Source organism: Streptomyces sp. NPDC088097 (genome assembly GCF_044741845.1).
Lineage (GTDB): Bacteria > Actinomycetota > Actinomycetes > Streptomycetales > Streptomycetaceae > Streptomyces.
On record NZ_JBIUTJ010000004.1, the window covers coordinates 221,278 to 234,638 of the forward strand.

Sequence of the window (13,361 nt, forward strand, 5' to 3'; positions counted from 1 at the left end):
GGAATGCCGCCGCCGGCGCCGGGGGGACCGGGCGCGGCGACCTACGCCCCGCGCAGCAGTTCGCGGATGCGGACGGCGGTGGCCTCGTCGCGGCCGACGGCGAAGGGCAGCGCGTTGTCCCGGTCCACCCGGAAGGGGACCCCGTCGACGGTGGACTGGACCCCGCCGGCCTCGGCGACGAGCAGCAGACCGGCCGCGTGGTCCCATGCGGAGGGCCAGGTGAAGGCGAGGCCGTCCATCTCGCCCCGGGCCACCTTGAGGTACTCCAGCCCGGCGGATCCGCAGGGGCGGGCGGCGATCCCGGGGACGTCGAGGCGGGCGAGGGCCCGCTTGTCGGCCTCGGAGGTGTAGAAGGGGTGCGCCGTCGCCACCCTCAGGTCGTCGCCGGGCCGCGGCGCGCCGGCCAGGATCCGCTCGCCGTTGACGTACGCGCCCTGCCCGCGCACGGCGGTGGCCATCTCCTCCAGAACCGGGGCGAAGGTCCAGGAGGCGAGGATCTCCCCGCGCAGCGCGAGGGCGACCAGGGTGCAGAATCCGGGCTCGCCGTTCACGAACTGCCGGGTCCCGTCGACCGGGTCGACGATCCAGACCGGCGCGTCGGCGCGCAGCGCCCCGTACACGTTCGGATCGGCGTGCACGGCCTCCTCGCCGACCACGGCGGAGCCGGGCAGGATCCGGGTCAGCGAGGCGGTGAGGTGTTCCTCGGCCAGCCGGTCGGCGACGGTGACGAGGTCGTGCGGACCGCTCTTCTGGTCCACCTCGTGCGCGGCGAGCTGCCGGAACCTCGGCATGATCTCCACCGCCGCCGCCTTGCGGACGGCCTCTTCGACGGCGGACAGGTCACGGGCCAGGAATTCTTCGATCATGCCCCCCATCAGACCACGCCGTCCCGGGCCGAGCCCACCGGTCCCGGGTGACGACCCGGTGAAGCGGCGGGGCCGGCGGAGAGGAGGCGGCCCGGGGCGGCCGGGCCGGCCGGTCAGCCGGTCAGCCGGTCAGGGCGGGGAGGACGTGTTGTCCGTACGCGTCGATGGTGGATTCGCGGGCGTCGTGAATGGCGTACACGCCGAACTGGTCCACGCCCAGGGCTTGCAGGGCCCGCAGTTTCTCGATGTGGGCCTCGACCGGGCCCAGCAGGCAGAACCAGTCGACGATCTCGTCGGGGACGAAGTCCGCCGACGGGTTCCCGGCACGGCCGTGGTGGCTGTAGTCGTAGCCTTGGCGGGACTTGACGTACTCGGTGAGTTCCTCCGGGACCATCGAGGAGTGTTCCCCGTAGCGGGAGACCAGGTCGGCGACGTGGTTGCCGACCATGCCGCCGAACCAGCGGCACTGGTCGTGGGCGTGGTCGAGGTCGTCGCCCACGTAGGCGGGGGCGGCCACGCAGATGGTGATCGAGTCCGGGTCCCGGCCGGCCGCCGCGGCGGCGTCCCGGACCGCCCTGATCATCCACTCCGTGAGGTAGGGGTCGGCGAGTTGGAGGATGAACAAGAACCGCGTTACCGCAGTACCGCAGTACGTGAAAACGCCGAAGCGGCGTCCGGTGCGGACCGGGCGCCGCTTCGGCGTGTGCGGGGCGGCGACGGGGGTCTCAGTGGTCCCCGGACCGGAGCGCCCCGGCCCCGGCTTCGTCACGGTCGCCGGGCACCGCCTCACGCTCGGCGCCGTGCTCGGCGTCCTGCTCGGCGTCGTGCTCCGTTCCGGGCGTCGCGTCCGCCGGCTTGAGCGGCGGCTTGCCCGGCCGGCCGAATGCCGGCGGGGCGGCCGCGGAGAGCAGCAGGGGGGCGGCCGCCAAGGCGAAGCAGGCGGGCAGGGGCAGGGCTTCGACGAGGAAGCCGGCCGAGGCGGCCCCGGCCGCGTTGCCCAGGTTGAAGGCGGTGGTGACCCAGGTGCCGACCCGGGTGCGGTTCCGGTCGGTGGCCTGCTCGTCGGCGAGCAGGTAGGCGGTGGTCAGGGTGGGGGCGACCAGCAGGCCGGTGACGGCGGTGGCGGCCATCATGGCGAGCAGGCCGGGGGCGGTGCCCGCGAGGGCCAGGGGCACGGCGAGCGCCGCGGCCAGGACGGCGAGGCGGGTACGGGCGTGGGTGCGCCAGTCGAGGCTTCCGTAGAGGAGTCCGCCGACCACGCTGCCGACGGCGAGGGCGGCCTCGATCCAGGCGACGGAGGCGAGTTGCGCGTGCCGGCCCGCGAAGGCGACCACGAGCAGGTTGAGCGAGCCGAGCGCCAGACCCAGTGCGGCCGACACGGACAGCGGGCCGGCCGTCGACCCGCCGACGGATCCGGCGGCGGGCGTTTCCGCGGCCTGCGCGGCGAGGGAGCCGCGCTGCGCACGTACGGGAGGCATCCGGACGAAGGCCGGCGTGCCGACCAGCACCAGGGCCGCGCTGACGGCGATGCCCAGCGAGGGCGCCGCCACGATGATGAGCAGCCCGACGATCAACGGGCCGGTCACGTACAGCACTTCCTCGCAGACCGTGTCCAGGCTGTAGGCCCGCTGGAGCATCCGCGGGTCGGGCAGCAGGTCGCTCCAGACCGTGCGCATCACCGGGCCGAGCGGCGGCGCGCAGGCACCGGCCGCGGCGGCGAGGGACACCAGCACCCAGGCGGGGGCCTCGCCGCCCCAGGTGAGGGCGGCGAGCGCGGCCAGCAGCAGCCCGTAGGCGACGCCCATGGGGAGCAGCAGCCGGGCCGAGCCGTGCCGGTCGATCAGGCCGGAACGCAGCGGCGCCAAAAGGGAGTTGGCGAGTCCGAAGACGGCGACCACGGCGCCGGCCACCACGTAGGAGCCGGTGCTCGCCGTGATGGCGAGGGTGAGGGACAGGAACACGATGCCGTAGGACAGCCGGCCGACGAGCGACACCTGGAACGTGCGCCCAGCCGACGGCATGCGCAGCACAGCACGGTACGAGGGCGGTGGGACGGGCGTGACCATCGGAATACTCCTCAACGACGTCGGCAGCGGTACGCACGGAGGCCACGCCGGGCAGCGCGTGGGGGCGTCCCGCCCGCACTGCCGGGGGCCGTCCGAGCCTCTCCGCACACGATCGGGGGTCGCGCCGCGAGTCCACCCGGCACGGATCGGCCCCGGCGGTGCCCGGACAGTCTGACGCACCGTGCTGGAGCGGCGCTCGCGCTCCGCTCGAACCGGCCGGCTGGACCGGCTTTCAAGCAGCTTTGCTGCCCCACGGCGGGACCCTGTACACCATGGACATGAATTGGGCGGACCTCACCACCTTCAAAATCGTCGCGGAAGAGTTGTCCTTCACCCGGGCCGCAGGGCGTCTGATGGTGTCCGTGTCGGCCGTCTCGCAGCGCGTGCGCCGCCTCGAACGAAGCCTGGGGCAAAGGCTGTTGACCCGAACCACCACGCATGTGGAACTGACGGAGGCGGGCGAGCTCGCCCGGGAGTCCATCGCGTCCATCGAGGAGCAGTGGAGCCGGACTCAGGCCCGGATCCAGGGCCTGGAGGAATCGCTGCCGGAGCTGGCGCGGCCGCTGCGCACGGCCCTGTACCGGCTCGCGCCGTGCGATCTCCAGAAGCCGCTGGCGACGATCGCGGCGCCGGGCGCGAGCGAGCTGCGCCACTACCGTTCGGTGGCGCTGGGACTCGATCAACTGCGGCGCGGCGAAGTCGACTTCCTGTGGTGGCGCACCTGGCACCGGCCGCACACCGAGCACGGCGAGGACCTGCGCGAGCTGCACACCCACGAGGTGGTGACGGAGGACGCCTGGGCCTATCTGGGCGGCCGGCACCCGCTGGCGGGCAGTCCCGGGCTGAGCCTCGAACAGCTCGCGGACTTCGCCTGGGTGGCGCCGCCGGAGGAGAGCGCCGCGGCGGTGCCGCGGCAGCTGAGCGAAGTCACCGGTCAGGCGAAGGAGTTCGTGCACTATCCCGAGTCCCAGGAGCTGGCCCACGAGCTGCTGCGCACCTCGACGGCGGTGAGCCTGGGCGGGCCCAGCGAACCGCTGCCCGCAGGGCTGCACCGCCTTCCGCTGTCCTCCGCGGTGCAGATCCGCTACATGCTCAGCTGGCGCCACCACCCGGCGGTGGAACAGCTGGCCCCCGTGGTCCTGGACCTGTACCGGCGGTGGTACGTGGAGCGCACCTCCGTGTGCAATCCGCACCACCACCGGCGCATGGTCACCGACCCGAAGACCTATCCGGGGCTGCCGGTCACCGGCTACTACCCGAGTGCCCCGCGAGCAATGGCCCACGGAGCCGCTGCGTGAGGTCCGCCCCGTCCCGCCGGGCCAGGTACGGCGCCGCCCGGCGGGACAGGTCCGCGAGGAGGCCGGCCGACTGCTCCTGGTGGACGTGGTGTCCGCCCTCCAGCCACACCGCCTCGGCCGGGCCCGTGGTGTGCCGGGTCCACGGCGCGGGCGCCAGCCCGTCCCGGGAGCCGAAGTACGAGACGACGGGGCAGTCCAGCACCGGCCGTTCCGGGGCCGTCCAGCGGGCGGCCAGCATCAGGTCGGCGTGGAAGACGGGCACCGTGAGGTCGACGAGCTCGTCGAGGCACTCCGGGTCGTCGAGTCCCTGGTCCATCAGCAGGCCGCGGATGAAACGCCGGTCCTCCGTGTCGTCCGGCCCCTCCAGACCCGAGGCGCCGCCCGGTGCGGGGGCCGCGCACGCGACCGTGGCCACCAGGGCCGGCGGGCGGGCGAGCCCGCCGCCCGCCTCCAGCGCCCACAGCGCGCCCAGGCTGTGCCCGAGCAGCACCACGGGAGCCGGGCCGAGCGAGTCGACGGCGTCGACGATGGCGGCCAACACCGCGTACGGGTCGTCGGCCAGGTCCTCGTCGAAGCGGTGACCGCGGCCGGGCAGGCACACGGAGCTCAGCCGCCAGGAGGGCGGCAGGTGCGCGGGCAGGGTGCGGGCCGTGGTGGGCCCGTCGCCCGCGCCGGGCACCACGACGAGTTCGACCTCCGGCGCGGTCGGACCGGACAGCATCGCGAGCCATCCTTCCTGGCTGCTCATGAAGCCCTCCCCAGCGGCGCGAGGGCCTGCTGCGGCACGCCGCGCAGTCCGGGCGGCGCCGTCCGGGTGGACAGCCCCGGCAGCCCTGGCAGGTCCGGCAGGTCGGAAAGGCGCCGGCCGGCGTCCCGGGCCACCTCCCCCGCCAGATGCGTGAACTGCTCCGCGAGCAGGCCCGTCTCCCCGGCGCCGAAGACCGTGCTGTTGCAGTGGAACCAGCCGCGCAGTCCTTCCCCGGCGCGGAACATGTCCAGCGACAGGTCGAAGCGCGGGGCGCTGGAGTTGATGTCGACCGGCGCGCTCCTCAGTCCGTGCAGGGCGAACCCGGCGTCGATCTCCTCCTCGAAGAGCTGGAAGGTCGCCTGGAGCAGCGGCTGCAGGCCCAGGTCCCGCTCCGGGTTCACCGCCTCCACCAGCACTTCGAACGGCAGGTCCTGGTGCGCGAAGCCGCCGAGCACCACTTCCCGTACCCGGCCGACCAGGTCGGTGAAGTCCGGGTCGTCGCGCAGGTCCGCCCGCAGCGCGAGCATGTTGACGAAGAACCCGACGACGCCTTCCACTTCGGGATGGGTGCGCCCGGCCACCGGCACGCCGACGAGCAGGTCGCGCTCGCCGCTGACCCGGGAGACGAGCACTTCGAAGACCGCGAGCAGGGTCATGAACAAGGTGGCGCCGGATGCCCGCGACAGGTCCCGCAGGGTCTCCGTCACCTCCGGGGACAGCGCGAACTCGACCGTACGGGTGCCCGGTGCGGCGGCGTCGTCGGGCCGGGCCGCGAGGGCGGGCAGGTGGGTGGGGGCGCCGTCGATGTGCGCCTGCCAGTAGGCGAGGAGTTCCGCGAGGGCGGGCCCGGCCAGTTCGGCCTGCTGCCAGGCGGCGAAGTCCCGGTAGCGCACCGGCAGCGGGAGCGGGAGCTGCGCCCGGCCCCGCAGGGCGGCCTCGTACCGCTGGGCGAGTTCCTCCAGGAGGAGCGTCATGGACCAGCCGTCGCAAACGATGTGGTGCATGGCCAGGGACAGCACGTGCTCCTGGGGTCCCAGGCGCAGCACGCGGGCCCGGAACAGCGGGCCGGCCTCCAGGTCGAAGGGGTCCTCCAGCATGCGGCGGCAGAAGTCGAGGACGGCCGCTTCCTGTTCCGGTCCCGGGGCGGCGGCGCATTCGGTCTGTTCCAGGGCGCCGGCCCAGCGCTCGTCGACGACCTGTACCGGGCCGTCGTCCGCGACGTCGAAGCGGGTGCGCAGCGACTCGTGCCGCTGGGCGAGTCCGGCGACGGCCGTGGCCAGGGCGGTGTGGTCGACCTCGCCGGTGAGCCGGAAGGATTCGCCCATGTGGTAGGCCGTCGAGTCGGGGTCCAGTTCGTGCAGGAACCACAGCCGGGCCTGGGCGTACGAGACGGGAGTCGCCGGGCCGTGCGTCGTGCGCACCAGGGGCCGTCGTTCGGGGCGGGTGCCGCGCTCGACGGCGGCGGCGAACTCCGCCACCGTGGGCGCCTCGAAGAGCGTTCTGACCGAAACCTCGGTGCCGAAGAGCTGCCGCACCCGGGACACGACCCGGCCGGCGCGCAGCGAGTGTCCGCCGATCCGGAAGAAGTCGTCGTCCCGTCCGACCCGGTCCAGCCCCAGGACCTCGGCCATCACCTGGGCGACCAGTTCCTCGGCGCCCGGCCGGGGCGCGGCGAACGCCTTGGCGGACACCTCGGCGGCCGCGGGCAGGCCCCGTACGTCGACCTTGCCGCTGGCCAGCAGGGGCAGGGCGGCCAGGGCCACGATGGCCGTCGGGACCATGGCGGCGGGCAGCCGGGCGGCGAGGTCGTCCCGCAGTTCCGCGAGCTGCCGGTCGCCGGCCGCCGGGGCGACGTAGGCGGTCAGGGCGCCGTCGTGGTGGACGGCGACGGCCTGCTGCACCCAGGGGAACGCCATGACGGCGGCCTCGACCTCGGAGAGCTCCACCCGGTGTCCGCGCACCTTGACCTGCCGGTCCAGCCGGCCGAGGAAGCGTACGGCGCCGTCGGCGGTGTGGGAGCCGCGGTCGCCGGTGCGGTACATCCGCGCTCCGGGGCGGTCGGTGTAGGGGTCGGGGAGGAACCTCGCCTCGGTCTCGGCGGGCAGGTTCAGGTAGCCGCGGCCGACGTGGGCGCCGGAGAGGTACAGCTCACCGGCGACGCCGGGCGGGAGCAGCCGGCCGGCCGGGTCCAGGATCCGGACCTGGGTGTTGGCCACCGGACGGCCGATCAGCGGGCTTTCGCTGGCGCCCAGCTGCCAGGCGAGGGCGTCGATGGTGCATTCGGTGGGGCCGTAGAGGTTCCACGCCGTGACCTCGGGCACCGCGCGCAGCCGCTGCCACAGCGGGGACGGGATCGCGTCGCCGCCGAGCAGCAGCAGGCCGGGGCGGTGGGCGGAGTTCTCGTCGAGCAGGCCGAGGTCGAGCAGCTGCGGAAGCTGTGCGGGCGGGATGTCGAGGACGTCGATGGCCGCGGCGCGCACGAAGTCGAGCAGGGCGTGCGGGTCGCGCCGGGTGTCCTCGCCGGCGACGTGCAGTTCGTGCCCGGCGGCCAGCCACAGGAACTGGTCGATGGTGGCGTCGAAGGCGAACGAGGCCGTCCAGGCCACCCGTCGGGGAGCGCCGGCGTGCCGGCCGGACGCCCGGTGGGCGGCCAGCAGGTTGGCGAGCGCGCCGTGTTCGAGTGCGATGCCCTTCGGTGTCCCGGTGGTGCCGGAGGTGAACAGCACCAGCGCGAGGTCGTCCGGGCCGGGGCCGGAGGCCGTCGCCGCCGGAGCGGTGACCGCCTGCGCCACGTCGATCACCGGCAGTTCGGCCGCGAACGGCGCGGCGGCGCCGGGATCGCCCAGCAGCGCCGACGCCCCGGACGCGGCCAGCACGGACCGCAGGCGCTCGGGCGGATCACTGTGCTCCAGGGGGACGGCCACGGCCCCCGCCTGCCACACGCCCAGCAGGGCGGCGACCATCAGGCGTGAGCGGTGGCCGGCGAGGGCCACGACCGGACCGTGCTCCGCCACCGCGCCGGCCACGCCCCGTACGGCGCGGCCCAGTTCGGCGAAGGTCCAGGTGCCGGCGGTGTCCGTGACGGCGGCCGCGTGCGGGGTGGCGTCCACCTGGCGCCACAGCGCGTCCAGGACCGAGCCATCGGTCACCGGTACGGCGGGCCCGGCCCCCAGGGCCAGGACGTCCGCGACGTGCGCGGGGCGCACCAGCGGGAGCTGGGAGACGGGGCGTGCCGGGTCGGCGACGACTTCGGCGGCCAGCGTGAGGAAGCTGTCGACCAGCCACTGGGCCTCGCCGGGGCCGAGCAGGGCGCGGTCGTAGGTGAACAGGCCGCGCAGTTCGTCGCCGTGCCGGTGGAGGTCCATGGCGAGCGGCAGGTCCGGGTCCTCGCGGCCGGGCGGGTTGACGGCGTGGATGCTCCGGGCGCCGGCGAGCTGGAGGGCGCTGTGCGCCGAGTCGTCCTCGAAGTACTGGAAGGCCGCCTGGACGAGCGGCATGCCGGAGGTGCGCTCGGGGTTGACCGCTTCGACGAGGCGTTCGAACGGCAGGTCCTGGTAGGCGAATCCGTTCAGCACCACGTCGCGGACCCGGCCCACCAGGCGCGTGAAGTCCGGGTCGTCGCGGAGGTCCGCCCGCAGCGCGAGCATGTTGACGAAGAACCCGACGACGCCCTCGGCCTCGGGGTGGGTACGCCCGGACACCAGGGTGCCCACGAGGAGGTCGCGCTCGCCGCTGTAGCGCGAGATGAGGACCTCGAACACCGAGAGCAGGGTCATGAACATGGTGGCGCCGGAAGCGCGCGACAGGTCCCGCAGGGCCTCGGTGACCTCCGGTGAGAGGGCGAAGCGCACTTCGCCCTCGGTGCGCGGGCCGGTGACGGGCTCGCTCGCCGTGGCGAACTCCAGGAGGGTGGGGGCGCCTTCGATGTGCGCCGTCCAGTAGTCGAGGAGTTCCGTCAGGGCGGGGCCGGTCAGTTCGGCCTGCTGCCAGGCGGCGAAGTCGCGGTAGCGCACGCCGTCGGGCGCCGGCTTCACGGTCCGGCCGTCCAGGGCCGCTTCGTAGAGGCCGTTGAGCTCTTCCAGGAGCATCGTCATGGACCAGCCGTCACAGACGATGTGGTGCATGGCCAGCGACAGCACGTGGTCCTGCGGTCCCAGGCGCAGCAGCCGGGCCCGGAACAGCGGTCCGCCGGTCAGGTCGAAGGGGTCCGCATGCATGCGGCGGCAGAAGTCGGCGATGGCCGCGGTGCGTTCCTCCTCGTCGCCGGTCCGTGCCGCGGGGGCCTCGATCAGCTCCAGCGTGCCGTTCCAGTGTTCGTCGACGCTCTGGACGGGCACGCCGTCGGCGACGGTGAAGCGGGTGCGCAGGGATTCGTGCCGCCGGGCGAGGGCGGCGACGGCGGTGGTGAGCGCCGCCGGGTCCAGCGGGCCGTCGATTCGGAAGGACTCGCCCATGTGGTAGGCCGTCGAGTCCGTCTCCAGTTCCTGCAGGAACCACAGGCGGCGCTGCGCGGAGGACACCGGGGCCTGCGGCCCGTGCGGCACCCGCGTCATGGGCCGCTGCCGGATGCCGCTGCCCCGGGCCACCTCGGCGGCGAACTCGGCGACGGTGGGGGCGTCGAAGAGCAGCTTGACGGGCAGGTCGACCCCGAACAGCTCGCGCGCCCGGGCGACCAGGCGCACGGCGGGCAGCGAGTGGCCTCCGAGCTTGAAGAAGTCGTCGTGGCGTCCCACCCGCCCGCGGCCCAGGACCTCGGCCATCATCATGGCGACCAATTGCTCGGCGCCCGGCCTCGGTTCCACGTAACCAGCCTCGGTCATCTGCCTCTCCGCTTCTCGTTGCCGGTCGGCGGTGCCGACCGGGTGCCTGCCGTCCGTCGTGTGGTGCGGTTAGGCGTTCGCCGCGATGCGATCGGCCAGTGCGCGGGCCGTGCCGCACTGGTAGATGTCGCGCACGGTCACCTTCAGTCCCTGTTCGCGCAGGCGCCGTACGCACATCGCCGCCTTGAGCGATCCGCCGCCCGCGGAGAAGAACCGGTCGTCGGGGCCGCAGGCGCCCGCGGGCAGCTGCTGGGCGAAGGCCGCCATGACGATGCCCAGCAGATCGCCGCCCCGGGTCGCGGCGGCCTCGCGTGTGGCGCTCTCCACGCCCGGGCGGGGCAGCGGCAGGGTGGGGGCGAGCGCGCCGGTGGCCGTCCGGGGCAGGGCGGTGACCAGGACCAGGTCGAGGGGGGCCGGCGGTGCGGACAGGTGCCGGGCGAGGTAGGCGCGCAGCCCGTCGCCGGCCGTCTTGACGGTGCGCGGCGGGTACGGCACCACGGGACCGGTGGCGCCGGTGGTGTGCGCGGCGTCGGTGCCGGAGTCGGTGCCTGTGCCCGTGCCTGTGCCCGTGCCCGTGCCCGTGCCCGTGCCTGTGCCGGCGAGCGCGAAGTGGTCGCGGTCGGCGGCGCCGGCCGCCGGGAAGGAGACGTCGAAGGCGCCGTCCGCGTCGCCCGCGGCCCAGCTGACGAGGGCGGGCCGGGCCAGTTCCTCGCCGAGCCGCCACACCTGCTCCGGGTCCAGCCCGGCGCACGGTACGGCAGGGCCCCGGCCGGCCGGTGACGTGGCGGCCGGTGTCGTGGCGGCCGGTGCGTCCTCGCGGACCGTCAACGCCTCGCGCAGCCGGCTGTTGGGGACGCCCCGGTAGGCGATCGGGCCGGGGTCCCGCTCCAGCCGGGTGCGCAGGGCTTCCGGCGTGAGTCCGTGGCCGGGTTCCGGCGCGGGCGCGGCTGCCGCGCCGGGGGCGGCGGGCTGCGGCGGGCAGTCGACGTGCAGGAGCGCGTCGAAGCGGAAGAGCGTCATCTCGTTGGGGTGGACGCCGCGCCGGGGCGCGATCTCCGCGTGCGAGACGCGCGCCAGCCGGGCGGGGGCGGCCGCCAGCCAGGCCGGATCCAGGCTCAGTTCGCCGTCGGCGGCCAGCTCGGCCTCCCGGGCCTCGCGGGCCGCGGCCACGTCCGGGGCGCCGCCGCCGGCCGGGGTGAGACGGGCGACCTTGAGGGCGGTGAAGGCCTCCGCGAGCCGGGCGTTGCGCAGGTCGCCCAGCAGGATGTGGCCGCCCGGACGGACGACGGCCGCAGCGCGGCGCACCACCTCCTCGAAGTAGTAGAGGGAGGGGAAGTACTGGGCGACGGAGTTGATGACGACGGTGTCGTACATCTCGTCGGCCACCTGCGGCGCGCGCAGCGCATCAGCCTGACACACCGTCACTTTTGCCCCGGCGCCCGGGATGAGGACGGCGAGCTCGGCGGCGCGCTGGTCGAGCAGTTCGACCGAGCGCGCCGAGAAGTCCGTGGCCACGTAGTGCTCGATGGGCGCCCCGGCCAGCACCCGGCGCATGATGAGGCCGGTGCCGGCGCCGATCTCCAGGATTCTGCGGGGGTGCAGCTCCAGCACCCGGCGGGCGGACTCGTCCGCCCACTCGGTCATGTCGGCGGTGGGGAGCAGGTCGCCGGTGAAGCTGTCGACCCAGCCGGAGTTCTCGCCGTCGCCGTCCGGCTCGTCGGCGCTCTCGTAGGTGTCGTCGAAGACGTTCTGCCAGGAGTCCAGGACGTCGCCGGCACCCCATCCGGCCCGCTCGGTGTCCGCGGCCGGATCGGGCACGACGTAGCCGACCAAGCGTGTCCCGTCCTCGGTGCGGCGGGTCACCAGGGCCGCCTCGCGCACCCGGGCGTGACCGGTCAGTGCCGCTTCGATGTCCTGCGCGGCTGTCACGGCGACGGCGGTGTCGATCATCGGTCTCCTCCGGTCTGCCGGGCGATGGCGGCCCGGTCGGTCTTGCCGCTGGGGGTGCGCGGCAGCGTGTGCAGGACGGTGATGGTCAATGGCACCGCCGCGGCGGGCAGCAGGTCCGCGAGCGCGCGCGTCAGGGCCGCGGGTTCGGGTGCCGTCGCACCGGGGGCCGTGGTGACGGCCGCGTGCAGGGTGCGGCCGCCTTCGGCGCGCTCGGGCGCCACGCAGACCGCTTCGCCGACGGCCGGCAGTTCGCGCAGGCAGGCCTCGACCTCCAGGAGGTTGACCCGGCTGCCCCGGATCTTGACCTCCTCGTCGAGGCGGCCGACGAAGCGCAGGGCGCCCTCTTCCAGCCGGACCAGGTCGCCGGTGCGGAAGGCGCGGGTGTGGCCGTGCGGGGTGCGCTCGACGCTCACGTAGCGGGCCGCACTCAGCTCCGGCTGATTGAGGTACCCGCTCGACATCGGCAGGCCCGCCACCAGCAGTTCACCGATGTCGCGCGGTGCGCCGTCCGTCGGCCCGGTCTCGTCCAGGGGGGCGATCAGCAGCTCGCAGCCGGGCAGCGGCCGGCCGATGGGCGGGTGCACCGGCCAGCTGTCGGCGGGCCCGTCGAGGGTGTGCACTGTGACCATCGCCGATTCGCTCTGCCCGTAGTGGTTGTTCAGGACGCAGTCCGGGAGCCGGGTGAACAGCTCGCGCACCGGCGCCGAGCACACGAGTTGTTCGCCGGCGATGTTGATCTCGGCCAGTGCGAGGTCGTCGAGGCTCTTCTCCATGCCGGCGGCGACGGCCAGCATGTTCAGGGCGAGGCAGGGCAGGAACAGCCGCTCGATCCGCTGTGCGCGCAGCCAGCCGAGGAGGTCGAAGGGGTCGGTCCGCAGCCGTTCGGGAACCGTCACCAGGGTGCCGCCTCCGGCGAGGGTGCCCAGGACCTCCTGGAACCACACGTCGAAGTTCATGGGCGCGAACTGCGCGGTGCGCAGGTCACCGCGCCGGGAGTGGGTGTGCTGCCACTCGGCCATGTTGTCCACGCACCTGTGCGGCAGGGCAACGCCCTTGGGCCGGCCGGTGGAGCCGGAGGTGTAGATCACGTACACCGGGCGGTCCGGTACGCACTCCAGGGGCGCCGGACCGGCGCCCGCCGGCGGGGTGGTCTCCGGGGCCGGCGGCGGGATCTCGACGGTCGGGGCCGGGGAGCCGGCCGCGGCGGCGGGCAGGGCTCCGCTGTGCAGCAGCACGGCCGGGCGGCTGTCGGCCAGCATGTGGGCGAGGCGCCGCTCGGGGTAGGAGGCGTCCAGCGGCACGCAGGCGGCGCCGAGCCGGATCACGGCCAGGGTCGCGGCGACCACGTCGGTGCCGCGCGGGCCGGTGACGGCGACGCGGTCCCCGGCGCGCACGCCCCGGTCGTGCAGGAGCGCCGCGATCTGCCCGGACCACGCCAGCAGCGCGTCGTAGCCGACCTCGCGGACCTCGTCGACGACGGCGGTCCGCGCACCGTGCCGGGCGGCCGAGCGGGTCAAGGACTCCAGGAAGCAGGGGGGTTGGGCCTCGCCGCCCCACAGGGAGGTCACGGGGGCGCTCATCCGCCGACCGCCGCGCGGAGCGAGGGGGACACG

The 13,361-nt window shown here is 74.5% G+C and carries 7 protein-coding genes and 1 pseudogene; 1 reads left to right on the plus strand and 7 read right to left on the minus strand.

Annotated features, from left to right (window positions below; genetic code table 11):
* Positions 1-41: 41 nt before the first annotated feature.
* From ACIOD1_RS15085 to ACIOD1_RS15095, 3 genes and pseudogenes are all read right to left on the minus strand, one after another.
* On the minus strand, positions 42-866 hold the full coding sequence (locus tag ACIOD1_RS15085; protein ID WP_401902567.1) for an inositol monophosphatase family protein: 825 nt from the start codon (positions 864-866) through the stop codon (positions 42-44).
* 121 nt (positions 867-987) lie between these two features.
* A pseudogene (locus tag ACIOD1_RS15090) lies at positions 988-1,488 on the minus strand (LLM class flavin-dependent oxidoreductase); the annotation flags it as partial.
* 103 nt (positions 1,489-1,591) lie between these two features.
* A complete protein-coding gene (locus ACIOD1_RS15095) occupies positions 1,592-2,932 on the minus strand; it encodes an MFS transporter (protein ID WP_401902568.1) in 1,341 nt (446 codons plus the stop codon).
* Between the two features lie 272 nt (positions 2,933-3,204).
* Here ACIOD1_RS15095 and ACIOD1_RS15100 point away from each other — a divergent pair, with 272 nt between their 5' ends.
* A complete protein-coding gene (locus tag ACIOD1_RS15100) occupies positions 3,205-4,230 on the plus strand; it encodes a LysR family transcriptional regulator (protein WP_401902570.1) in 1,026 nt (341 codons plus the stop codon).
* Here ACIOD1_RS15100 and ACIOD1_RS15105 read toward each other — a convergent pair.
* The 4 genes from ACIOD1_RS15105 to ACIOD1_RS15120 form a co-directional block, all read right to left on the minus strand.
* Positions 4,175-4,978 (minus strand): thioesterase II family protein, encoded by an 804-nt coding sequence (locus ACIOD1_RS15105; protein ID WP_401902572.1) that lies wholly within the window; start codon positions 4,976-4,978, stop codon positions 4,175-4,177. The two genes, ACIOD1_RS15100 and ACIOD1_RS15105, sit on opposite strands and share 56 nt — an antisense overlap.
* Positions 4,975-9,798: an amino acid adenylation domain-containing protein gene (locus ACIOD1_RS15110; protein ID WP_401902574.1), complete on the minus strand. Its 4,824-nt coding sequence runs from the start codon at positions 9,796-9,798 to the stop codon at positions 4,975-4,977. The genes ACIOD1_RS15105 and ACIOD1_RS15110 overlap by 4 nt, the downstream gene beginning before the upstream one ends.
* Before the next feature lie 69 nt (positions 9,799-9,867).
* On the minus strand, positions 9,868-11,748 hold the full coding sequence (locus ACIOD1_RS15115; RefSeq protein ID WP_401902577.1) for a methyltransferase: 1,881 nt from the start codon (positions 11,746-11,748) through the stop codon (positions 9,868-9,870).
* Positions 11,745-13,328 carry an AMP-binding protein gene (locus ACIOD1_RS15120; protein ID WP_401902578.1) on the minus strand — a complete coding sequence of 528 codons (1,584 nt, stop codon included), beginning with the start codon at positions 13,326-13,328 and terminating at the stop codon, positions 11,745-11,747. The genes ACIOD1_RS15115 and ACIOD1_RS15120 overlap by 4 nt, the downstream gene beginning before the upstream one ends.
* Positions 13,329-13,361: the final 33 nt, after the last annotated feature.